Raw genomic sequence first — 23,290 nt, forward strand, 5'->3', positions numbered from 1 at the left:
GCCTATGCCAGGATCTGCCGATCCAAAGTGCGCCGCTTCGCCAACGCTCGGACGGCGATGAAGAACGACAAAAACCTGCTCGACATCGCTTTCTGAATGTCGTGCTCCGGCGCGTCCTGCGCGCCGGGCTCATTCATGGCGGCGGCGTTTTTTCGAAGGCGTTCAGCAGCGCGAGACAAATCCGGTCGATGACTGAGGCGTGCGACGCCTTGTCTGACGGGACATGGAGATCGGCCTCGGCATAGGCGGGGCGCCGCTCCTGCGCGTATTTTTCCAAAGTTTCTATGACATTCCCGCACATCAGAAGCGGGCGGGTGTTGCGCCGCCGGACACGCTCGGCGAGCACCCCCATTTCGGCGTCGAGCCAGATGGAGATTCCAGCGGCTTTGACATTGCGCCGCGTCTCCGCATCAAGAAAAGCGCCGCCGCCCAGAGCCAGCACCTGCCCCGGCTGGCCCAGCAAACGCGCGATGACTCTTCTTTCGGCGGCGCGGAATCTTTCCTCGCCGAGCGCCGCGAAAATTTCGGCCACGCTCATCCGCGCGGCGTCCTCGATGGCGCTATCGGCGTCGATGAAAGGGCGCCCGAGCCTTTCAGCGAGGCGCCTTCCGACTGTTGATTTACCCGCGCCCATCATGCCCACAAGGACCAGCGAGCGATCGCCAAGCAGGCGCAATAGCCGGTCGACGTCTGGACGACCGCCGCTTGGAAGACTGGCGCCCGGGCGCCCTGTCGCGTCCATCAGTGTTTTGGCACCGCCAGATTGCGCGCGAACCGTGTCTGCGCCGCCAGTCGAACTGGCGCGTTGGGAGCGCCAAAGCCGGAATAATTATGCCTCTGCACGATTTCGAAAAAGAATCGGTCGTCGAATGTCTTGGTGTAGAGCTGGAAATATTCGCCAACCTCATCGCGGTCATACATGATGCCGCATTCGGACATTTGCTCGATCAGAGCAGGACTGAGCTGAAAGCGGGCGACGAGGTCGTCGTAATAATTTTTCGGAATCGGCAGCAGATCGAGACCATTCGCCTTGATGCGCCGCCCCGCGGCGAAAATGTCGGCGGTCGCCAGCGCCAAATGCTGCATGCCGGAACCGAAAAATTCCTCGATGAAGCGGCCGGCCAGGGTACGCATGCTCTGCGCCCCGTTGAGCGCCAGCCGCAAGGCGCCATCTGTCGTCTGCACGACCTGGCTGCGGATCAGGCCGACCGGATCGGCAATGTCCTGGCCGGGCAATTTGTCGACATTGAAGATCGAGGTGAAGAACAGGATCCACGAGAGCATTTCGTCATATTCCGTTGAATAGGACATATGATCGATCTGCCGCACCATGGCGCCCTGCCCGGCCGCTTCAGGCTCGGCGTGGAAGTCCACGGACCAGAGATCCTTGAGATTGCTTTTGTCATCGATGAAATAGATCAGGCTGCCGCCGATGCCGCGAATGGCCGGAATTTCCAGCTCACCCTGAACCACGGCCTGCATGAATGGCTCCGCCATCAGCGATTCCGCACGTTTCGCGACCGCTTTGGCGTCATCCACCGCCAGACCCACGGCGCAAACCGAAGGGCCGTGATTGATATAGAAGGAATGGGCAAAACCCTCGGGATCCTTGTTCAGGACAAGATTCACGCCGCCCTGCCGCCACAGCGCGACATCCTTTGAGCGATGGCGCCCTGCAATATGGAAGCCCAGCGCCCGCAATAAACTTTCAAGCTCGGTCGCATCGGCCTTGCTCACGGCGAATTCGATGAATTCCACGCCCTTGACCTCAGCCTTCGGCGGCAGAGCGACGGGCTGCGCGACCGTTGCGGACGCCGCCGTTTTGCCGGCGCGGAGCTGATCCATCAGATAGATCAGCGAACGCTTGCCATCGACTGCGACGCTGCGCGCCGAACCCGAGCGGAACTGGTCGTTGAAGATCTCCAGCGAAATGACGCCGTCATAGCCGGTAGCCTGAACATTGCGCATGAAGCCGAGAACGTCGAGATCGCCCTGCCCCGGCATGTTGCGGAAATGGCGGCTCCACGAAAGATAGTCGAGCTGCAGCTTCGGCGCATCGGCGAGCTGGACAATGAAAAGTTTTTCCTTGGGGATCGACGCGATGCTCTCGACCGGAATGCCGCGCGACAGCGTGTGGAAGGAATCCAGGATCAGCCCTACGGCAGGATGATCGGCGCGACGGACGATTTCCCAAGCGTCACGATGGTCGTGGATAAGAGGCGCCCAGGCAAGCGCCTCATATCCGACGCGCAATCCACGCTTGGCGGCGCGCTCGCCTAATTCGCGGAAATCGGCGGCCGCCCGTTCGAGGCCCGGCAACGCATGGGGCGAAAGGCTCGAGCAAACAAGCATCAGATCAGCGCCAAGTTCGCCCATCACATCGAACTTGCGCTCGGCGCGCTCGAAAGCCTGCGTACGAAAAGGTTCAGGCAGGCCTTCAAAATCACGGAAGGGCTGGAACAGGGTCAATTCCAGTCCGGCGTCGCGGACCATTTTGCCGACGTCGCGCGGCGAATAAGCGGTCGAGATGAAATCGGCGTCGAAGATTTCCACGCCGTCAAAACCGGCGCGGGCGATGGCCGCGAGCTTTTCCGGCAATTCGCCGCTGACCGAAACAGTTGCGATCGACGTTTTCATTGGGCGCTCGTTCGTCGTACAGGCTACGATTTCCAATGTGACTACAATGCCGCCACGCCGCCCGCGATTACCAAGTCCGATGCGGTCGCTAACATGATGTTATCATTCGCGGCCCGATCACACGATTCATGTCATCTTATTTCCGCTGTGCTGGAACAGATTGACGAATAAGGCGCGCAACCAGCGCGAGGCTAAATCGTGATGATTGCGGGCATGCCAGAGCTGCTTGACCTGAAAGCTTTCTATTTGGATAGGGCACGGGTAAACGGCAAGTCCGTGAATTTCCGCCAAGGTCTCGCCAATATGGCGCGGCAGGGTGGCGACGAGGTCGGCGCCTGAAACAAGTGCGCCGAGACCCAAAAAGCCGGGAAGCGTCAAAGCCGTTCGACGATGAACATCGGCGGCCGCCATGGCTGTTTCGATCAGGTCGTAGCCGGTGCCGCGCTCGATGACGACATGGGCTTCGGCCTCGTAATCGGCGCGGGTCATGCCGCCGCGCACGCGCGGATGCGCCGCGCTGACGAGGCAAACCCAATCCTGCATGTAAAGCGTTTGCTGGAAGAAGCCCGCGCCAAGCTCCGGGATCAAACCGACGGCCAGGTCTGCTTCGCCGGACAGCAGCCGCGCTCCGGCGCTGGCGTCGTTCTGCAAGGCCTCGACGCTGACGCCCGGAGCCTGCGCCCGCAATTGCGCCAGCAGTCTGGGCAGCAAGGTAATATGGCTTGAATCCGTCATGCAGATGCGAAAGCGCCGCTTTGCCGTCGCCGGGTCGAAGGTCGGCGCCGTTTCGGTCAGTTGGCGCAAATTCTCGATGGCGGCGCGCGCTGGGCCAATCAAACTTTCCGCGCGCGGCGTCGGCTCCATGCCTATCGGAGTGCGGACGAACAGAGGGTCCTGCAATTCCTGCCGCAGCCGGTTGAGCCAGATGCTGACCGTTGGCTGGGCCTGTCCGAGCTGCGCCGCGGCGCGCGTCACGGAGCGGGTGGCGTAGAGCGCATCGAACAGACGCAGCAGCTTCTCATCAAGCAGGGCGCCCTGCGGTTTCTCAATTCCCATGTCCAGCCGCCCCATTATTGCGAAACGCAATAAAGTTCATTGCAGCTGTTGCCTAGTCAATAGGGGAGGACGACGGATAATGACGTCGCCAAGCCGCTGACTGCAGCGACACGGCGCTAAGCCGAAAGTGAAAAGGCGGGGCGCCCGTGGCTTCGCTCAAGCAAGAGGCGCTCGCATGACCGACCTTTACGCCGTCATCGGCAATCCCATCGGCCACACCAAATCGCCAACCATTCACAAGGCTTTTGCGGCGCAGACCGGACAGGATCTCGACTATATCGCGATTGAGGGAACCCTTGGCGGGTTCGCCGCCGATGTCGATCACTGGCGTGCGAAGGGCTTGCGTGGTCTGAACATCACCGCGCCATTCAAGCTCGACGCTTTCGCCTATGCCGACCGTCTTGACGATCAAGCCCGGCGGGCAGGCGCCGTCAATTGCCTGACCTTCGACGAGCAAGGCGCGGAAGGGTGCAATTACGACGGAATTGGTCTGGTGCGAGACATTGTCGTCAACCTCGGCGTTCCGATGAAAGGGCGCCGCATCCTGCTGCTCGGAACTGGCGGCGCTACGCGCGGCGCTCTGGCGCCTTTCCTGGCGGAAGAACCCACTGAACTGGTGCTGGGCCATCGCTCTCCAGAACAGGCGGCCGCTCTCTGCGCCGCCTATGCCGGAAACGGCGCATTGGTGGCGGCCGATTACGCATCCCTGGAAGAAGAGCGCGGCGCCGGCTACGACCTTGTGGTCAACGCGACTTCGGCAAGTCTCTTCGGTCGGTCTCCACCGGTTCCGGCGGGCGTCTTCCGTACTGGCGGGCTGGCCTATGATCTGGCTTACGGCAAGGGGCTGACCCCGTTCCTGCGCCTGGCGAAAGAGGCGGGCGTGCAGAAAATCGCCGATGGAGTCGGCATGTTGGTCGAACAGGCGGCGGAAGCCTTCGAGCATTGGCGCGGCATCCGCCCCCACACCAATGAAATGATCGAAAAGCTGACTATTCCGCTGGTCTGAAGCCTCGCGCACGACGCCCGGAAACATCAAGGACGGATAAAATGAGCCGCATCGTTTATCTTCTCAACGGCCCCAATCTCAACCTGCTCGGCAAACGCCAGCCGCATATCTACGGGCACGAAACCCTGGCCGATGTCGAGCGCGACTGCCGCGCGCTTTGCGCCGAATTGAAACTCGAGCTCCGCTTCTTCCAGAGCAATCGCGAATATGAATTGATCGACTGGATTCATGAAGCGCGCGACGTCGCAGGCGGGATTGTCATCAATCCGGCCGCCTTCACGCATACGTCGGTAGCCCTGCTCGACGCGCTCAATGCATTCGAGCCGCCGATCGTCGAAATCCACATTTCCAACGTCCATAAGCGCGAGGAATTTCGACACCATTCCTATGTGTCGCTTCGCGCCGACGGCGTGATCGCCGGCTGCGGCACGCAGGGCTATCAACTCGCCCTGCGTCGCATCGCCGCCTTGATCGACCAGGCTGCGAAAGCCTGAAACCGCAACGGACGCGCAAGCGCAGAGGAGAGCATATGATCGACGGAAAAACCAAGCTGATTCCCCATATCGGCTATCCGACCGAATCCTTCAAAGCCCCGATGATCTACAATCCCTGGTTCGAAAGCCGGGGCATCAACGCCATTGTCGCGCCCTTCGCGGTTCAGGGCGCAGACTTCCCAGATGTCCTCAAATCCTTGTTTCGCTGCGGCAATGTTATCGGCGCGCTCATCACCATGCCGCACAAGGTCGCGGTGACGAAGCTGGTCGACGAGCTGACGGTGACCGCGCAGATCGCAGGATCCGCCAATGCCGTCGTGCGCCGTCCCGACGGCTCGCTGGTCGGCGACATGTTCGACGGCGAAGGCTTTGCGCGCGGCGTTTTGCGCAAGGGACAGGAGATCAAGGGCAAGAAAGTTCTCGTCGTCGGCAGCGGCGGCGTCGGTTGCGCCATTGCCGCTTCGCTGGCGGCGGCAGGCGCCGCCGAAATGGGCCTGTTCGATCCCGCGACTGCGTCGGCGCAAGGTCTGGCCGACCGGCTCACAACGCATTATCCCGCCTTGAAAGTCTCAGTCGGCTCGAAAGATCCCGCAGGATTTGACATCGTCGTCAACGCCACGCCGCTGGGCATGAAAGCGGGCGATCCATTGCCGATGGATGTCGAACGCTTAGCGCCGACAACTTTCGTCGGCGAAGTGGTCATGAAGGAGGAGCACACGCCCTTCCTGCGCGCTGCTATTGAACGCGGGTGCCGTACCCAGGTGGGAACCGACATGCTGTTCGAAATGATCCCCGCATATCTCGAATTCTTCGGCTTCGGCTCGACGACCGCGGAAGAATTGCGCGCGATTGCGCGCCTGCAATACTGAAGCGGGGGCGCCCACCGTCCCCTGACGAAAGCATCCGCCTCTTTGGCGCCGAGCATTCAGGCGCCAATTAAAATCCAAGATCAGGCCCGACGCATGAGTTCTGTGATCTCCATCACGCTGCCGATTTTCCTGCTCATCGCGCTGGGCTACGCCTCCACGCTCAAAGGCGTTACAACCAAAGACAATATCCGCGGCATTGGCGTTTTCGTCATCCGCTTCGCACTTCCGGCCCTGATTTTCCGGGCTTTGTCGCAGCGGACCGTCCATGAGATCATGGATGCCAAATATTTGACGGCCTATGCTGTTGGCTCGTTGATTTCCTTTGCAACCCTGTTCGTCTTCACCCGTTACGCGCAAAAGAAGGGCATCGCCTCGAGCGCCTTGGCCGGACTTGGCGTTTCCTGCTCCAATAGCGGTTTCGTCGGCTTTCCAATCGCCGCCATGGTTGTCGGACAAAACGCCGTCGTCGCGCTGTCGCTCACCATGATCGTCGAAAATGTCATGATGCTCCCGCTGGCCCTTGGCCTGGCCGAAAGTGAAAGCCGCCGCGAAGAGCCCTTGCATCGAATCCTGTTCTTCGTCTTCCGGCGGTTGACGAGCAATCCGATGGTGCTCGCTATCATTGCGGGCGCGGCGGCTTCGCTGCTCGATTGGAAGCCGCCAGCAGCCCTGTTCCGGGCCATCGATCTTCTCGCCAACGCCTCCAGCCCCGCCGCCCTCTTCGCAGTCGGCGGCGCGCTTGCAGGGCTCTCGCTGAAAGGCCTCGGCCTCGATGTCGGCCGCATCGTCGGCGCCAAGCTCGTCTTCCATCCACTCGCCGTCGGAGGCATGCTCCTTCTGTTGCCCTCGATCGATCCCGACTTCAAAAAGGCCATGATCATCTTTGCGGCCTCGCCCATGCTGTCGATCTATCCGCTCGTGGCCCAGCCCTATGGCGAAGAGGGCCGGGCGGCGGCGGCGCTGCTCGGCGGAACCTTCTTTTCCTTCTTCACCATTTCGGCGCTGCTGCTCGCCTTCTGACGGCGCGCCCGCCGCGCCGGAAAGGCATGATATGTCCGTTTTCGATGATCCCAAGATCGACTGCCATTGCCATCTCCTCAACCCGTCGCGCTTCCCTTATGCCGCGGACGCGCCTTATCGTCCGGAAGGCGCGGAAATCGCCACCGCGGAACAGATGAACCATGTTTTCGCGGCTTATGGCATAGGCCATGCCGTGATCGTCCAGCCGAATTCCGGCTATTCCGAAGACAATTCCTGCTTGCTTTCAGCCCTCGACGCCGGCGCGGGACGCTTCAAGGGCGTGGCCGTTGTCGCGCCCGATATTTCGCTGGACAGGCTCGCCGCCCTGAAGGCGCGACACATTGTCGGGATCGCTTTCAACTTGCCGCTCTATGGGCCCCGCCCCTATCTCGAAACGCGCCGGCTTCTGGAGATGCTGGCGGAACTCGACATGTTCCTGCAAATCCAGGTGCGGGACGATCAGTTGTTGACGCTGACGCCGCTGATCGAGGCGTCTCCCGTGCGTCTGTTGTTCGATCATTGCGGTCGTCCGGCTATCGACAAAGGACTGGAACAAAGCGGCTTTCAGAAGCTGCTGTCCTATGGCCGCAGCGGGCGCGGCGCCGTGAAATTATCGGGCTTTTCCAAATTTTCCGCCCAGGCGCATCCTTATGAAGATGCCAGCCCCTATGTCGAAGCTCTGCTCGAAGCCTTCACGCCGTTGAATTGCCTTTGGGGCTCCGACTGGCCCTTTCTTCGCGCGCCGGCGCGCATCGACTATGGGCCCTTGCTGAAACTTGCCGAGACGCAAATCCCTGACGCTTCGGCGCGGCGGCAAATATTCTGGGATACGCCGATGCGTCTGTTTCGCTTCGGCGACCAGAGCTGACGAAAAGGGGGAGCGATGCCTCGACATCCCTCCCCTTGTTTATTGTACGCGAACGGAAATCAGGCGGCCGCCAGAGCCATCATGCCTGCGGCGGTATTGCTGATCGGTATGTGATAATTGCTGTGGACTTTACGCACATCGCCTGGAACGGCCGCGCGTGCGGCAAGCCACATCAGCAACTCGACACCCTGTGTGCCCGTCTTTTCGACGAGTTCCAGAATGCTGAATTGCGCGGCCCATTCGGGGTCGTCGATCAGGCTCTTCATGAAGGCCAGATCGAAAGGCTTGTTGATGAAGCCCGCGCGCTGGCCTTCCAACTGATGGCTGAGGCCGCCAGAGCCAATCATAACGACCTTCTTGTCGCTGTCCCACCCTGCGACCGCCTCGCCAACGGCCTTCCCGAGCGCAATGCAACGCTTGGCGCTTGGCAGCGGAAATTGCACGGTGTTGATGCAGACCGGCACGATCTGGGTCGGGCCTTCGTCGTTCGGCCAGAACAGTTTCAGAGGCATTGTCGCAGCATGGTCGATCAGCATTTCCTGGCAGGTTGTGACGTCGAATTCGCGGCTCACCAGATGGTCGATGATCTTCCAGGACAGGTCCAGCGAGCCATCGAACGGAGCAACCGTGGGAATGCCCCAGCCTTCGTCAGCATTGAAATATTGGCGCGCGGCGCCAATGGCGAAGGTCGGCATCTTGTCGAGGAAAAAATTGAGGCCGTGGTCATTGTAAAAAATCACGGCGACGTCGGGCTTGGTCTCAGCCAGCCATTCGCGGGCGGGACCGAAGCCGTCGAAGAAAGGCTTCCAATAGGGATCCTGTTGCAATCCCTTGGCGATTGCGCCGCCGATCGCGGGCACATGTGACGTCGTAAGACCACCGATGATCTTGGCCATGAATGAAACTCCCTGCGCTTTAGCGCTTCAAATGTTGACGATTTGCGGCTTTGCCGGGTTCAAAGCGTTTCCGGCTGTTCGTTCTGAGCGACCAGCCTGGCCTTGAAGGCTTCCTTGCTCATGCCGGTCTGGGCGGCGCCGAGGTCCTGAACATCGAGACCGAGAATTCCGGCGAATTTCGCCAGATAATAGACATTGCCGCCCGCTGCGAGCAGGCCGAGTACGTCGCGCGCGCGAATGGCCTTGGCCTGTTCCTCATTCAGGCCGAAATCGCGCATATAGGCGTCTTCGTCGGCGAGGAATTTCGCCCGCGCGGTTCCGTCGTTGAAGGAGAAGCACATTTTGTTGAGTGCATAGCCTTTGCGGGCCTGGGCGCCGTCAAATGGCGTAGTGCCGAAAATTTCATGCGAAACGACGGACAATTGAGCCTCCCTTGTGTTTTGATTGCGAGGCTTTTCTTGCATTTCGATTGCCAAAGATAAACGGATATTGAATCATATGACTCATGAGCAAATTCGATTGGTCAGATCTGGATGCGCGCCTCCTGCGCCTTTTCGTCACGGTCGTTGAGACCGGCTCCATCACGGGCGCCGCGCAGCAACTCGGCGTCACGCAATCGGCGGTCAGCCATTTGGTCAATAAATTGCGCGCCATTATCGGCGACGAGCTTTTCGTGAAATCCGGGCGCGGAATCGCGCCGACTGCCCGCGCCGAGGCCTTGGCTTCGCGCGCGCGAAATTTGCTGCGCGAGCTCGAGCGTTTCGCAGCGCCGGATGTGTTCGATCCAGCGCAATGGCATACGACCTTCACCATTGCCGCCAATGATTTCCAACGCGACGCCCTGCTCCCGGCGCTCGTGGCGCGGCTACGGACCGAAGCTCCAGGCGTCGCGTTGCGGATCATCCCGTCCAACGTGCCGACGCTGGAAATGCTGCGCGACGAGGCCTGCCAACTCGTCATCAGCCCGCGTCCGCCCGACGGCGCCGATATTGTCCAGAAACGATTGTTCGAGGACCGCTATCGCGTCTTTTACGACCCTGCGGTTCGATCCGCTCCTCGGACCAAAGCGGAATATCTGGCGGCGCCTCACGCGACAGTCGTCTACGAACCTCGCCGGGCCTTGCACCTCGATGCGCAATTGGCCGAACGCGGTCTGCAACGCAATTTTGTCTTGATGGCGCCGGGCTTTTCAGCTCTGCCGGCCTTCATTCGCGGCAGCGACATGATCGCCACGGCTCCAGGCCTGCTACGGCTCGGCCTGATGAAGGAACTGGCCAGCGCGCCCGTTCCGGTTCCCTGCCCCAAAATGCCCATGTACATGATCTGGAGCCAGCGCCGCCACGACGATCCCGCGCATCGATGGCTGCGTGGGCAATTAGAAGACTGCGCCCGTCTGCTGGCTGTCGAAGTCGGCTAAGGATAAGTTAGCGCACCGACGCTTGCATCAGGTTGATATCTTGCAGACGACGATCGACGTGGCGCTCATTCGTCACGCAGCATTGAGACTCTCAACCGCATTTCTCACGGCGCCAATCAACGCTTCGGAACCGAACGGCTTTTCGAGAAAATCAAAGGCGCCCGAACGGCTTGCGGTTTCTCGTGCCTTTTCCGTCGCTGCCGCGGTCATGATGATAACCGGCCAACCCAAGGCGGGTTTGACGATCTTGCGCAGAATATCAAGGCCAGTCAGACCTCCTGGCATTTGCAAATCCGTGAGCACACAGCCTTTTCCGCTTGGCAAGCCGGCTCTGAAAAAATCTACCGCCGAGGCATAGGTCTCGACGACGAATCCCTCGTCTGTCAGCAACATGTCTATAGCGCCGCGAACGAGTTCGTCGTCATCGATAACATAAACGAGATTGTGGTTTCCCATTATCTCTCTCCACGCGGTGAACAAGCCGAACGTCAAGCCAGAATGCTCGTGGCGTTTTTTGGAACATTTTGTTCGGACGGTGTGGGCAACCTCAATCTTTGATGAATTCGCCGAACCCCTGAACCATATGAGTGAGTCAATGCGCTAGACGGCGGCGAAATTCTCGGTATCCACCTCGCCTGATGTCGCGTCGTTGTAACGTGCTCCAACGACAGTTCTGTCGTTCAGAATTTCGTCCAGCCGGGCCAAGGCTTCGGCATTGAGACGGACGGTCGCCGCGCCGAGATTTTCCCTGAGATGATCGATGCTGGTCGTCCCCGGGATCGGCAAAATGTTCGCGTCCTTGGCCAGCAGCCAGGCGAGCGCCAGTTGCGCGGGGGTGCATTGAAGGTTGCGCGCGACTTCTTTGTAGGCGGGCAGGAGCGTGAGATTTTTCGGATAGGTTTCCGGCGCAAAACGCGGCATGGCGCGGCGAATGTCGCGCGAGTCGAGACTGGCGACATCGGTCAGCATGCCGGTCAAAAAACCGCGCGCCAGCGGGCTGAAAGCGACAAAGGCCGCGCCGATTTCACGGGCCATCTGGAGCACGGCGATCTCAGGATTGCGCGTCCAGAGCGAATATTCGGTCTGCACCGCCGCGATCGGGAATTCGGCATGGGCGCGCTTCAGGATCGGCGCGGAAACTTCGGACAAGCCGACCGCCCGGATATGGCCCCTGCGCACCAGTTCGCCCATGGCGCCGACGCTTTCCTCGATCGGAACCTGCTTGTCCCAACGATGCAGATAATACAGGTCGATCACCTCGGACCCCAGGCGCCGCAGACTATCCTCGCAATTGCGGATCACGGTTTCGGGACGCCCGTCGATCACGCGCCTCTTCACGCCATTGGAATCGGCGACGCCGGTCATGCCGCCTTTGCTCGCGAGCAATATTTTCTGGCGATGGGTCTTGAGCACGCGCCCGACCAGTTCTTCATTGGCGCCAAAGCCATAAAGCGCCGCCGAGTCGAAATGATCGACGCCCGCATCCAGAGCTGCGTGCAGCACGCGCTCTCCCTGCTCGACGGAAATCGGCGCGCCATAGGCATGGCTCAGGTTCATGCAGCCGAGACCAAGCGCATTGACGGTGAAGGGGCCAATCTGTCTTTTCGGCATCATCCTGCTCTATTGCAATCGGCGCAGATTTCGGGGCCGCGCCGAATATCATTGGAAGACTTGTAAAGGCGGATGCGCGCCTAACCAAGACTCACGGGTTCTCAACTGTGAGGCTTGGTTTTACTTCAATTGCTGCTCAAGATCGTGGAGCACCTGATAGCAAGGCAGGACCTGTTCCACGCTCGAATTGGGCTGGCGACCTTCGCGGATGGCGGCGAAGAATTCGCGGTCCTGCAATTCGATGCCGTTCATGCTGACATCGACCTTGCTGACGTCGATCTTCTCGTCCTTGCCGGTGAAGAGATCGTCGTAGCGGGCGATATAGGTCGCGCTGTCGCCGATATAACGGAAGAACGTGCCGAGCGGGCCATCATTGTTGAAGGACAGCGAAAGCGTGCAGATCGCGCCATTGGCGGCCTTGAGCTGGATGCTCATGTCCATGGCGATGCCGAGAGTCGGATGGATCGGCCCCTGGATCGCATTGGCCTTCACGATCGGGCTTCCCGCCTGATAGGCGAAAAGATCGACTGTGTGGGCCGCGTGATGCCACAGGAGATGATCGGTCCAGCTCCGGGCTTCGCCCAGCGCATTCATATTGGTGCGGCGGAAGAAATAGGTCTGAACATCCATCTGCTGGAGATTGAATTCGCCCGCCTTCACCTTGCGATGCACATATTGATGGCTGGGATTGAAACGGCGGGTATGGCCGCACATGGCGACGAGGCCGGAGGATTTCTGCAGCGCGACGACGTCCTGCGCATCCTTCAGGCTGTCGGCGAGCGGGATCTCGACCTGAACATGCTTGCCAGCCTTGAGGCACTGGATGGACTGCGCGGCATGCATCTGCGTGGGGGTGCAGAGGATGACGGCGTCCACTTCCTTCAACGCGAGGCTGTCCGCGAGGTCGGTCGTGACGTGGCCGATACGATATTTGTCGGCGATCGCCCTGGTCTTGTCGATATCGCGACTGACTAGAGAAACGACTTCGACGCCGGCAATATGCTTGATGCCGTCGAGGTGCTTGACGCCGAAGGCGCCGGCCCCAGCCAGAGCGACTTTGATGGGTTTGGTCATAACAGGCCTCAGTTGGAATTTTCGAGAATGAGATGGCCCACCGCCGTGTTCGACGCGGGAACATGGTAGAAGCGATGGGCCAGTTTCGGCGCCGGGCCGCCTGCGACATCCGCCATGGCGCCGCGCGCGATCAGCCACATCACCAGTTCAATGCCTTCGCTGCCCGCTTCGCGCACATATTCGATATGCGACACTTTGGAGAGGCCGGTCGGATCGGCGATGAGCCGGTCAAGGAAGGCGTTGTCCCAGGCGGCGTTGATGAGGCCCGCGCGCGCGCCTTGCAACTGGTGGCTCATGCCGCCGGTGCCCCAGATCTGGACATTCAGCGGCTCGTCATAGCTTTCCACCGCCCGGCGGATCGCCTGGCCGAGCGCGAAGCAGCGCGCGCCGGAAGGAACCGGATATTGCACGACATTGACCGCGAAGGGGATGACCGGGCAAGGCCAGGCTTCAGGCTGTCCGCACATCAGGCTGAGCGGCACGGTCAGGCCGTGATCGACGTCCATCTTGTTGACGATGGTCAGGTCGAAATCCTGCTGGATCACCGATTGGGCGATATGCGCCGCCAGCTTGGGAGCGCCGATGACTTTCGGCACGGGACGCGGCCCCCAGCCTTCGTCGGCAGGCTGATATTCCGCCCCCGTGCCAATGGCGAAGGTCGGAATCAGATCGAGGCTGAAGGCCGTGGCGTGATCGTTATAGACCAGGAAAATCACGTCCGGCTTGTTGTCCTTCAGCCATTTCTTGGAAAACTCATAGCCCTCGAACACAGGCTGCCAATAGGGCTCCTGCGTCTTGCCCTGATCGATGGCCACGCCGATGGCGGGAACATGGGAGGTGTAGACGGATGCTGTAATCTTGGCCATGTCAGGCGCCTCCCTTTTCATTGCGCGCCTTTTCTCCCGCCTTCCCCTGCGGTTGACGGTGAGGCTGCGCGTCCCCGTCTTCGCCGAGATAGCGATTGCCTTCGACCGAGCGTCCGCCGCCGACCATCATGTCGCGATATTCCTGCTCGCTCATGCCGGTCATGCTTCCCGCCATTTGCTGGAAGCTGGAGCCGTCGGTCGCGCCGATTTTCGCCAGAAAATAGATATTGCCGCCAAGCGCGATGCAGCGATTGAGATCGCGCGCCATCACGGCCAGCTTCTGGTCCTCGGTCATCGCCCACTCGTCGAGATAGGCGCGCTCATTGGCTTTGAAACGCGCGCGGTTTTCGGCCTTCATCAGCGACATGCAGAACTGGTTGAGCCAATAGCCAGCGCGCGATTGTTCGGCGTCGAAAATCGTCGTGCCAGGCACATCGAGATAGGGTTTGTCGAGCGACATATCAGGCTCCTTTTTCTTCGGGCCAGTACAGCCGCATTGGGTTGTCGACCAGCAGCTTGCGCTGCAATTCGGCGGTCGGCGCGATATGCGGGATGAAGTCGACCAGCAGCCCGTCGTCGGGCATGTGATCTTTCAGATTGGGGTGCGGCCAGTCGGTGCCCCATAAGACGCGGTCGGGGAATTCCTCGACCACGCGGCGCGCGAAGGGAACCACATCGCGATAGGCGTCACGTTCGCCGTTCAGAGCGCGCGGACCACCGACAGAGAGGCGCTCGGGACAACTCACCTTACTCCAGACATTCTCATGTTCGCGCATGAACTTGAGGAACAGGCTGAATTCCGGCCCGTCGATGGGTTTGGAGACATCGGGCCGCCCCATGTGATCGACGACGACCGTCGTCGGCAGAGCGGTGAAGAAGTCCCAAAGCTCAGGCAAATCGACCGCTTCGAAATAGATCACGACATGCCAGCCGAGTTTGGCGATCCGCCCTGCAATTTCCAGCAGTTCGTCCTTGGGCGTGAAATCGACCAATCGCTTGACGAAATTGAACCGCACGCCCCGCACGCCCGCCTGATGCAGGCGCTGCAACTCCTCATCCGTCACACTGCGACGCACCGTGGCGACGCCGCGCGCCTTGCCGTTCGCCGCAATGCAGGCGTCCACCATCGCGCTATTGTCGGCGCCGTGGCAGGTCGCCTGCACGATGACATTTCTGGCGAAGCCGAGGCGGTCGCGCAGCGCGAAAAGCTGCTGCTTGCTGGCGTCGCAGGGCGTGTATTTGCGCTCCGCCGCGAAAGGAAACTCGCCGCCGGGGCCGAAGACATGGCAATGGGCGTCGACCGCGCCGGCAGGCAGGACGAAGCGCGGCTTGCTCGGGCCTTCGTACCAGTCGAGCCAGCCGGGCGTTTTCTCGAAGGGACCGGATGTGGGTTTGGACACGGGAGCCTCCAGCTCAATCGATATATTTGAAACCGGCTTTCGCCAGCGTCTCACGCATTTCATACAGGTCGAGACCGAGAACGCCCGAGGCGAATTTCTCGCGCTTCTCGCCTTCGAAGGATTCCCGCTTTTCGCCTGCGTCCGCGACTCTATTGGCCCAGTCGGCGGGCACGACGACAATGCCGTCGTCATCGGCGACAATCGCGTCGCCGGGATTGACGAGCGCGCCGGCGCAGACAATCGGAATATTCACCGAACCAAGCGTCGCCTTGATCGTGCCCTTGGCGCTGATGCATTTGCTCCACACCGGGAAGCCCATTTCCTGCAAGGTCGTCACGTCGCGGCAGCCGGCGTCGATGATCAAGGCCCGCGCGCCGCGCGCCATAAAGCTGGTGGCCAGCAGATCGCCAAAATAGCCGTCGGTGCAATCGGCCGTGACGGCGGCGACGACAATGTCGCCGGGCTGGATCTGTTCGGCGGCGACATGCATCATCCAGTTGTCGCCGGGCTGCAGCAGCACGGTGATGGCCGTTCCCGACACCTGCGCGCCGGGATAGATCGGGCGCATATAGGGCTTCATCAGGCCGACCCGGCCCATGGCCTCGTGCACGGTGGCCGAGCCGAGACGTTTCATCCGGTCGACGGCGCCCTTGTCGGCGCGGATGATGTTGCGTTTGCAGATTCCGAGTTGAGTCATGAATGAGTCCTCCCTTGTTGGCTCTTAGAGGCCCTTGGCCTTCAGTACGGCGTCGAGGCGTGGGAACACGCGGCGGGCGTTGCCTTCGTAAATCTGGAACCGCTCCTGCTCGTTGAGGTTCAGCGTGTTCTCGATGTAGCGTTTGGTGTCGTCGTAATAATGCCCCGTCTCGGGGTCGATTCCGCGCACCGCGCCGATCATTTCCGACGCGAACAGCACATTCTCGACGGGGATCACCTTGGTCAGCAGGTCGATGCCGGGCTGGTGATAGACGCAGGTGTCGAAGAACACGTTTTTCAGCAAATGCTCGGACAGAAGCGGCTTCTTCAGCTCCTGCGCCAGACCGCGATAACGGCCCCAATGATAGGGCGCGGCGCCGCCGCCATGCGGGATGACGAAACGGAGCTCGGGGAAATCCTTGAACAGGTCGCCCTGGATGAGCTGCATCACGGCCGTCGTGTCGGCGTTGATGTAATGCGCGCCGGTAGTGTGGAAACAGGCGTTGCAGCTGGTCGAGACGTGGATCATGGCGGGAACGTCATATTCCACCATTTTCTCATAGATCGGATACCAGTGCCGGTCGGTCAGCGGCGGGCTGGTCCAGTGGCCGCCGGACGGATCGGGATTGAGATTGATCCCGACGAAGCCATATTCCTTGACGCATTTTTCGAGTTCCGAGACGCAGGTCTTCGGATCGACGCCGGGGCTTTGCGGCAGCATGGCCGCGCCTATGAAATAATCGGGGAACAATTGCGCGACGCGATAGCAAAGCTCGTTGCAGATCGCCGCCCAGGTCGAAGACACTTCGAAATCGCCAATATGGTGCGCCATGAAACTGGCGCGCGGCGAGAAGATGGTCAGGTCGCTGCCGCGCTGCTTCATCAGGCGGAGCTGGTTGGCCTCAATGGTTTCGCGCAATTCATCGTCGCTAATTTTCAGATCAGCGACCTTGGGCTTTTGCGACGGATCCTTAATGCCGGCGATCTGCTGGTTGCGCCAATTTTCAAGCGCTTTGGGCGCGGTCGTGTAATGGCCGTGGCAATCGATGATCATGGTCGTTCCTATCGGATAGTTTGATTTGATATTTCAGTTTTGGCCGCCCCATACGGCCGCCGGAACCATGGCCTCGCCGCGCATCAGAAGACGCGCCGTGCGCAGAAGCGCGGCCTTGGTGACTTTGGTCGGGTCAGCGGGGTCGGTCTCCAATGTCACGCTGAATTCGCCCGTCGGATGTTCGACCGAAACGATCGGCGCCGCGCCCTTCGACATTTGCGCGACGCCTTCGCAGACCGACCCCGGCAGGACGCAAGCGGTGGCGACAGTGACGGCCGCCATGACGCCAATCGCGTCATGGCAAACATGGGGAATGAAGCTGCGGGTGGCGATCGCACCCCCTTCCCGGGGCGCGGCGATCAGCGTCATTTTGGGATAATTCTTCTTGGAAACGTCCCCGAGCCCCATGAGGCGCGAGACCTGGAGGCGCAGCGCCTCGATCCGCGTCTTCAACTCAGTATCGCCATTCATCTCGGCGACGCTTTCGTAGCCCGTGCGGCCGACGTCGCTCGCTTTGAAGATCACCAGCGGCATGCCGTTGTCGATGCATGTAACGTCGAGCGTGAAAGGCGCGAAACCTTCGCCCTCAACCGTCACACGATCCTTGACCTTGCCTGTCGGCAGCAGGCCGGAGCAGACCGAGCCCGCCGTATCGAGGAAATTGATGGTGATCGGCGCCGAGGTTCCCGGCGCCCCGTCAATGCGGGCGTCGCCGTCATAATTGACGATGCCGCCGGGCGTCTGCACCGCGATATCGCATTGCATGTCGGTATTGAGCGTCAATACGCGAAAACTGCTGACGTCTCCCTTTGCGGCGACCATCCCCGTTTCCAGCGCGAAGGGCACGACGGCGGCGAGCATGTTGCCGCAATTGGGCGTCGTGTCGACGGTGTCCTTGTCGGGCTGCAATTGCGCGAAAAGAAAGTCGAGATCGACGCCAGGTACCGCGCTCTTGCGCACGATGCCGACCTTGCTTGTGAGCGGATGCGCGCTGCCTAATCCGTCAATCTGGCGGCGATCGGGCGAGCCCATGACCGAGAGCAGAACCTTGTCGCGGGTTGCGACATCCGCGGGCAAATCGCTTTCCTTGAAAAACGGCCCCTTTGAGGTGCCCCCGCGCATCAACAGGCAGGGAACCGCCGTTTGCGACGTCCGTGTCATTCACATTCCTCCCCACGCGCCGCTGAGCGGCTTGTCGTGCTTTTCGTCGTTACTTGGCGATTGCCGCCCGGCGTTGATGGCTGTCGGCGACCGCCCTGATCAATTCCGGATCGCGGCCCATATCGGCGAGCATGGCGGCGGCTTCCCGCATCTCTGCGGCGCGGCGCACGCCATGTTTGGCGACGCGCTGGTCCATCAGTTGCGCCAGTTCCGCCCAGTCGGCGCCGGAAAAAGTCTGATTGAGCGAAGAGAATACGTCCTCGCTGACTCCCCAATGAGCGCTGGCCTTGGCGCTTTCGATGATCAGCGCCTCAATGCCCTTGATCATGATCGAACGGCACAGTTTGGTCGCCGAAGCGCGTCCGATCCGGTCGGAAACATGGCGCAGATTCATCCCGAAACCGTTGAGCGCCTCTGTCAGTTCCGCCGCCCGCGCGCCGCCGGTCAGGATCGGCACGCGAATGCCGGGTCCGACGACAGGAGCCATGACGGCGCCTTCGACATAATCGAGGCCTTTGTCTTCGAGCGCCTTGGCGCAGCCCGCCTTGGTCGAGGGAGAGGCCGAATTCACGTCGAAGAAGATCTGGCCGGGAGCGAGATAGGTCGCGGCTTCCTCCGCCACCTCGGCGGCCGCGTCAGCGGTGACAGCCGAAATGATGATTTCCGCACCCGAAGCCGCGTCGGCCGCGCTGCGCGCCAGATGCACGCCGGAAGCTTGCCCGGCCGCGATCAACGGCGCGGCGTCTTCCGCGGAATTCAGCTTGAGGTCGAAGGCCGATATCTGCACGCCGGAGCCGTCTCGCAATTGTTGCGCGAAAAGGCGTCCGACCTCACCGTAGCCGATAAAGGCCAATTTATTGATTTTGAACATGTCGTGCTCCCAAACCCGACGGTTTGAAAGTGACGCACCCGATTGATGATTTCAAATGACAAGAATAGGACGATTAATGAATTGACTTCATCCGTCACCATCATCCGCGTCGCGGAATTTCTGGATGACGATGTCGAGCATGATTTCGCCGGCGGCGGAAAAAGGATAGCCGCGCTTTGAGACAAGCCCAAGCGTTCGCGTGATCGTCGGATTTCGGATCGGTAGGGCGGCAATGCCAGGCGTGATGGAAACATCGACAGCGAGACGCGGCGCGACGGTCAGCGCGACACGCTCCAGCACCAGACGAACGGCAGTGGCGATATGCTGGACCTCGTAGCGCCATTGCATGAATTCACGACGACTGCCGAGGGCCTCGTCAATGATGGCGCGATTGGCGGTTTGCGGACTGATGCGCACGAGCGGAGCGCCTTCGAAATCGCTCCAGCTGACGAAATTTTTCGCGGCCAGCGGATGATCCGCGGGGCAAAGGAGAACATAGCGCTCCTTCATTAGAGGCTTCATTTCAAGATCCCAGCGACTGGCCGATAGCACCGTAATGCCGAATTCAGCCTCGCCCTTCTCGACCAAAGCGGCGATTTCATTGGCCGAATTGTCGTGGACGCGGACACTGATATCCGGCAGGCGGCGTGAAAACTCCTTGAGGAGGCTGGGGAGATAATAGGTTGCAATGGTGGGCAGGCAGCCTATCGATAACCGCTCCTGCCGCTCGCGGCCTTGCGCCCGCAAGGCTTCATAGGACTCCGTCAGATTTTCCAGCATCGCCCGCGCCTTGGGCAAAAGCTCGGCTCCCGCGGGAGTCAGCGAGACTTGTCTTGTCGTGCGCATGAAAAGTTTGACGCCGAGATCGGCTTCGAGTTTTCGGATCCGATGGCTGAGCGCCGTTTGCGACAGATTGAGATGCGTCGCGGCGCGCTGAAAACTTCCGCGTTCGGCAATGCTTAGAAAGGCTTCAACGCCGAGAAAGTCGATCCGCATGAGGACGCCTGTCCAGAGGACTGTAACTTGAAGACAAGCCAATGTGACGATTTGGCGCGGGATAACAAGACGGGCGACCGGTACGAAACGACATCGGCTTTGCCGCCTTTGCGGTAAATCGAAATCGCCTTCAAGATGACTGAAGGAAAAATGTCACACTCGGTCGAGTCACGATGTGCGAGGACGGATTCCGGCGGCGCCCCAAACCGGCCAAGACCCCATGAAAACAAGGAGAAACAGCACCCTCCGACATCCATTCAACTAACATAATGTTACGACAGCCACCGAAATTTATAGTCGCGTTATATGAAAAAAAATTTATTGACGAACGAGGCAAAAAAAACAGCGCGGCGGCCCGAAGAACCGGAAACCGGTCGAAGGCCAAACAGAAAACGGCGGCGCAATCGGCGGGAGGACGCAGGATGTCGATTTTGAAGAACAGTTCCCCCGCCATTGCGACCGGCGGATCCTGTCCGAGGCGATCAACATGAGTCTCACGGACCTTACTCGGGCTTGCTCACAAGCCTGACAAAGAGCCGTCGCAGTCGGCAAGATTGCTTGATGCAAAACCAAGAGGCGCCCGCGACCAAGCGGAGAGCGTCGAAGCTGGAATGTTGTTTCACGCGGCGTGACACGCCTCGCATCGATTCAGATTTTCCTCGGGGGAGTTAAATGGAACATCGTGACCGCACGGCGACGCCGCGCACAAGCCTTAGCCGCAAGCGGGCGCTGACCGCCGCCATCGCCATTCCGGCTTTCGCGCTCATCGCTTGCGCCGCTCAGGCGGATCCGGCTGCTCCGGTCGAGAACCACCCGAACAAGATGCATCACGCCGCCGTCAAGAAGCCGGCGAAAAGCCAGATGGTCGCGCTCGCCACGGATCCCGCCAAACCGGCGCCGCTTCCCGCGCCCGCGGGCACGTGGCTGCACTTCGATTGGCGAGCGGTGCCGGCTCCCGTTTCGCCTTATGATCCCAAAAAATATATGTCTGGCGACTGGGGCGGCGAGCGCACGCGTCTGCACAATATGGGCGTCGATGTCCGCATGGACATGGTCAATGAATCGGGCGCCAATGTCGCCGGCGGCAAATCTCCAGGCACGGCCTATGCGCAGCAGCTCGGCGCCGGCTTCTCGGTCGATACGGTCAAGGCCTTCGGCTGGCAAAATGGCGGACTTTTCGCCTTCTACATGACCGACCGCGCCGGTTCTCCCTTGTCTCCTTACACTCAGGGCACGGCCGCCAACACGGGCAATGGCCTCGAGCCCTTGCAGATCTTCGGCCAGGGTCAGAACTTCCGCCTGTCCCAGTTATGGTATGATCAGCCGTTTTTCGAGGACAAGGCCAGCCTCCGCATCGGCTTCTATCCCTATGGCAATGAATTCGGCACCTCCCGGGTCTGGTACAATTTCGTCAACACGAATTTCTGCGCGCATATGCAGTCGATGCCCGCGGATTCGAAGGGTTGGTATGACGCCCCGCGCGGTGCCTGGACGGCCCGCGTGAAATTGACGCCGACCGATAATTTCTACGCCATGGCCGCGATCACGACGTTCCAGCCGCAGCTGACGGGCGTCACCCACGGCTGGGATCTGGGCCTTGAGAACAGCAAGGGTTATAATATTCCGGCGGAAATGGGCTACCTCTGGGGCCTCAATCCGACCGATCTGGACGGCTCTTTCAAGCTCGGCGGTTACTTTGACAGCGTCCATGGCGATACGACCTTGCTTTACAAGGGCGCAACCTATGGACTGTATCAGTATGGCGTTTACGCCATGTTCGAACAGCAGGTTTTCAGAACCAATGGCACAGGCGATCAGGGCCTCCGGGTGTTCGCTTCCGGCTTGATTGGCGATCACACCACTGCGCTTTGGAAAAACCAGGTTTCAGCCGGCGCAACATGGAGAGGGACCTTCGCTGGCCGTGAGAACGATACGGTCTCGTTCGCCGTCTCCTACGTGACCTTGAACAACAGCTGGGTCGCCTTTAAGGAAAGGACGCTGGGTGTTCCGGTCAAAAACAACTTCACGACGCTTGAACTCAACTACGGCGTCCAGTTGACGCCCTGGCTGAACTTCAAGCCCTTCGCCCAGTTGCAAACCAATCCAGGCGCCCTCGTAGCGACCAAGGCCTCGGAGCGTTACGCCAATTCCAAGGTGATCGGCCTCGAGACCAAGTTTGTTTTTTGACGTGAATGCTGGCGCGTCGTTCAGGGTGATTGCGCGCCTTACGAAACAGCCCTGCAATCCCGCTCGCGGTTGCTGGGCTGTTTCAGTTCGAAATGAACCACCAGTTGGCCTGTTTCACGAAAATTGTTAGACTGAAACATGCAAGCCGACGTCAGTTTGGCGCTTCGGGGAGCTTTTCCGCATGGCACGACAGATGCTGACCCTCCGACAATTAGAGGTTCTCCGTGCAGTCATGGTTTCCGGGACCTTGGCGGGCGCGGCGCGCCTTCTCAATGTTTCGGCGCCTGGGCTCAGCCGACTGGTCAAATATACCGAGCAGTCCCTGGGCTTCCTGCTGTTCGACCGTCGTCAGGGACGCCTGATTCCGACCAAGATGTCACAGGCCATTTTCGAACAAATCAACGGCGTTTTCGGCAAGGTCGAAGATCTGCGTTACATCATCCAGAATCTGGAAAGCGGCGCATCCCAGGAACTCAAAATCGCCTCCGTTCCCAGCATCTCAATGTCCATGGTGCCCCGCGCAGTCAAGCGCTTGCGCCAGGCTCATTCCGACTTGCGGCTCGACATCAATGTTGTGAAAATTGAGGAAGCGATCGATTACCTCCTCCTGGGCAAAGGCGAATTGGTGGCGATGAGTTATCGCATCGAACACCCGGCCCTGCGCTTCGAGCCGCTCAGCTCAGGGGAACTCTATTGCATCGTGCCGGAACACCATGAACTTGCGAGCCAGCAAATCGTGTCCGCGAAAGACATCGTTCGCTACCCTCTGATCGGCATCGATCCCAATGATCCTTATGGACGGATCATGGCGAATATTTTCGCCCAGAATAATTATCCTTATGACATCACAATTCGCGCCCGGTTTGGCATGACGGTTTGCGCGCTCGTACGCGCGGGGCTTGGCATAGCTATTATCGATCAATTCTCTGTCGCCGACGAAATCATGCCTGGAATCAAGCTGTTGCGGATCGCGGAACCCACGCATTTTGACACCTGGATCGCCACGAAGATTGGCTCACCCTTGTCGACTTTCGCGATGGGTTTCATCAAGCTGTTGCGCCAGGAAATGCAGGCGGCCGTGAAGCCCCATAAACTCAGCGCTTAGCCGCCG

General features: G+C 60.1%; 23 protein-coding genes and 1 pseudogene. 8 read left to right on the top strand and 16 right to left on the bottom strand.

Features of this window, described 5'->3' with window-relative positions; all coding sequences use genetic code 11:
* Positions 1-133: 133 nt before the first annotated feature.
* From QZ409_RS09875 to QZ409_RS09885, 3 genes are all read right to left on the bottom strand, one after another.
* Positions 134-742, bottom strand: coding sequence for a shikimate kinase (locus QZ409_RS09875; RefSeq protein WP_296710087.1), 609 nt, complete (start codon positions 740-742; stop codon positions 134-136).
* Entirely contained in the window at positions 742-2,637 is a 1,896-nt protein-coding gene (locus QZ409_RS09880; protein WP_296710088.1) for a sugar phosphate isomerase/epimerase and 4-hydroxyphenylpyruvate domain-containing protein, read from the bottom strand. The genes QZ409_RS09875 and QZ409_RS09880 overlap by 1 nt, the downstream gene beginning before the upstream one ends.
* A 126-nt stretch (positions 2,638-2,763) precedes the next feature.
* A complete protein-coding gene (locus QZ409_RS09885) occupies positions 2,764-3,693 on the bottom strand; it encodes a LysR family transcriptional regulator (RefSeq protein ID WP_296710090.1) in 930 nt (309 codons plus the stop codon).
* Positions 3,694-3,868: 175 nt separating this feature from the next.
* On the opposite strand from QZ409_RS09885, the gene aroE reads away from it, so the two are divergent.
* The 5 genes from aroE (at position 3,869) to QZ409_RS09910 (ending at position 7,950) form a co-directional block, all read left to right on the top strand.
* Positions 3,869-4,699, top strand: coding sequence for a shikimate dehydrogenase (gene aroE, locus QZ409_RS09890; protein WP_296710091.1), 831 nt, complete (start codon positions 3,869-3,871; stop codon positions 4,697-4,699).
* A gap of 41 nt (positions 4,700-4,740) precedes the next feature.
* The gene (aroQ, locus tag QZ409_RS09895; protein ID WP_296710093.1) at positions 4,741-5,193 is read left to right on the top strand and encodes a type II 3-dehydroquinate dehydratase; all 453 of its coding nucleotides are present in this window, start codon (positions 4,741-4,743) and stop codon (positions 5,191-5,193) included.
* Between the two features lie 35 nt (positions 5,194-5,228).
* Entirely contained in the window at positions 5,229-6,062 is an 834-nt protein-coding gene (locus QZ409_RS09900) for a ThiF family adenylyltransferase (RefSeq protein ID WP_296710096.1), read from the top strand.
* Positions 6,063-6,155: 93 nt separating this feature from the next.
* Positions 6,156-7,082: an AEC family transporter gene (locus tag QZ409_RS09905; RefSeq protein WP_296710098.1), complete on the top strand. Its 927-nt coding sequence runs from the start codon at positions 6,156-6,158 to the stop codon at positions 7,080-7,082.
* Positions 7,083-7,113: 31 nt separating this feature from the next.
* Positions 7,114-7,950, top strand: a complete 837-nt coding sequence (locus QZ409_RS09910; RefSeq protein WP_296710100.1) for an amidohydrolase family protein — start codon at positions 7,114-7,116, stop codon at positions 7,948-7,950.
* A gap of 59 nt (positions 7,951-8,009) precedes the next feature.
* On the opposite strand, the gene QZ409_RS09915 is transcribed toward QZ409_RS09910, so the two are convergent.
* Positions 8,010-8,846, bottom strand: coding sequence for a class III extradiol dioxygenase family protein (locus QZ409_RS09915; protein ID WP_296710104.1), 837 nt, complete (start codon positions 8,844-8,846; stop codon positions 8,010-8,012).
* Between the two features lie 59 nt (positions 8,847-8,905).
* Positions 8,906-9,268, bottom strand: a complete 363-nt coding sequence (locus QZ409_RS09920) for a protocatechuate 4,5-dioxygenase subunit alpha (protein ID WP_296710106.1) — start codon at positions 9,266-9,268, stop codon at positions 8,906-8,908.
* A gap of 83 nt (positions 9,269-9,351) precedes the next feature.
* On the opposite strand from QZ409_RS09920, the gene QZ409_RS09925 reads away from it, so the two are divergent.
* Complete coding sequence (locus tag QZ409_RS09925; protein WP_296710110.1) at positions 9,352-10,263, top strand: LysR family transcriptional regulator; 912 nt, start codon at positions 9,352-9,354, stop codon at positions 10,261-10,263.
* A gap of 72 nt (positions 10,264-10,335) precedes the next feature.
* Here QZ409_RS09925 and QZ409_RS09930 read toward each other — a convergent pair whose 3' ends face one another.
* From QZ409_RS09930 to QZ409_RS09980, 11 genes and pseudogenes are all read right to left on the bottom strand, one after another.
* Positions 10,336-10,719, bottom strand: a complete 384-nt coding sequence (locus tag QZ409_RS09930; RefSeq protein WP_296710113.1) for a response regulator — start codon at positions 10,717-10,719, stop codon at positions 10,336-10,338.
* Between the two features lie 144 nt (positions 10,720-10,863).
* Positions 10,864-11,874, bottom strand: a complete 1,011-nt coding sequence (locus QZ409_RS09935; RefSeq protein ID WP_296710117.1) for an aldo/keto reductase — start codon at positions 11,872-11,874, stop codon at positions 10,864-10,866.
* 120 nt (positions 11,875-11,994) lie between these two features.
* Complete coding sequence (locus QZ409_RS09940) at positions 11,995-12,948, bottom strand: Gfo/Idh/MocA family oxidoreductase (RefSeq protein ID WP_296710121.1); 954 nt, start codon at positions 12,946-12,948, stop codon at positions 11,995-11,997.
* Positions 12,949-12,956: 8 nt separating this feature from the next.
* Complete coding sequence (locus QZ409_RS09945) at positions 12,957-13,814, bottom strand: class III extradiol dioxygenase subunit beta (protein ID WP_296710122.1); 858 nt, start codon at positions 13,812-13,814, stop codon at positions 12,957-12,959.
* Positions 13,815-13,893: 79 nt separating this feature from the next.
* A pseudogene (gene ligA, locus QZ409_RS09950) lies at positions 13,894-14,274 on the bottom strand (protocatechuate 4,5-dioxygenase subunit alpha); the annotation flags it as partial.
* Between the two features lies 1 nt (position 14,275).
* Entirely contained in the window at positions 14,276-15,214 is a 939-nt protein-coding gene (locus QZ409_RS09955) for an amidohydrolase family protein (RefSeq protein WP_296710128.1), read from the bottom strand.
* Between the two features lie 13 nt (positions 15,215-15,227).
* Positions 15,228-15,911 (bottom strand): 4-carboxy-4-hydroxy-2-oxoadipate aldolase/oxaloacetate decarboxylase, encoded by a 684-nt coding sequence (gene ligK / locus QZ409_RS09960; RefSeq protein WP_296710131.1) that lies wholly within the window; start codon positions 15,909-15,911, stop codon positions 15,228-15,230.
* Between the two features lie 24 nt (positions 15,912-15,935).
* On the bottom strand, positions 15,936-16,964 hold the full coding sequence (locus QZ409_RS09965) for an amidohydrolase family protein (RefSeq protein ID WP_296710134.1): 1,029 nt from the start codon (positions 16,962-16,964) through the stop codon (positions 15,936-15,938).
* A 33-nt stretch (positions 16,965-16,997) separates the two neighbouring features.
* Positions 16,998-18,125 carry a 4-oxalomesaconate tautomerase gene (locus tag QZ409_RS09970; RefSeq protein ID WP_296710136.1) on the bottom strand — a complete coding sequence of 376 codons (1,128 nt, stop codon included), beginning with the start codon at positions 18,123-18,125 and terminating at the stop codon, positions 16,998-17,000.
* 49 nt (positions 18,126-18,174) lie between these two features.
* Positions 18,175-18,996, bottom strand: a complete 822-nt coding sequence (locus QZ409_RS09975) for a DUF1932 domain-containing protein (RefSeq protein WP_296710139.1) — start codon at positions 18,994-18,996, stop codon at positions 18,175-18,177.
* An 87-nt stretch (positions 18,997-19,083) separates the two neighbouring features.
* Positions 19,084-19,992, bottom strand: a complete 909-nt coding sequence (locus tag QZ409_RS09980; RefSeq protein ID WP_296710141.1) for a LysR family transcriptional regulator — start codon at positions 19,990-19,992, stop codon at positions 19,084-19,086.
* A gap of 672 nt (positions 19,993-20,664) precedes the next feature.
* Between QZ409_RS09980 and QZ409_RS09985 the strand changes: the two genes are divergently transcribed.
* Both QZ409_RS09985 and QZ409_RS09990 read left to right on the top strand, forming a co-directional pair.
* Positions 20,665-22,179, top strand: a complete 1,515-nt coding sequence (locus QZ409_RS09985) for a carbohydrate porin (RefSeq protein WP_296710143.1) — start codon at positions 20,665-20,667, stop codon at positions 22,177-22,179.
* Positions 22,180-22,372: 193 nt separating this feature from the next.
* Positions 22,373-23,284 (top strand): LysR family transcriptional regulator, encoded by a 912-nt coding sequence (locus tag QZ409_RS09990; RefSeq protein ID WP_296710243.1) that lies wholly within the window; start codon positions 22,373-22,375, stop codon positions 23,282-23,284.
* Positions 23,285-23,290: the final 6 nt, after the last annotated feature.

Source organism: Rhodoblastus sp. (genome assembly GCF_019449565.1).
Classification (GTDB): domain Bacteria; phylum Pseudomonadota; class Alphaproteobacteria; order Rhizobiales; family Beijerinckiaceae; genus Rhodoblastus.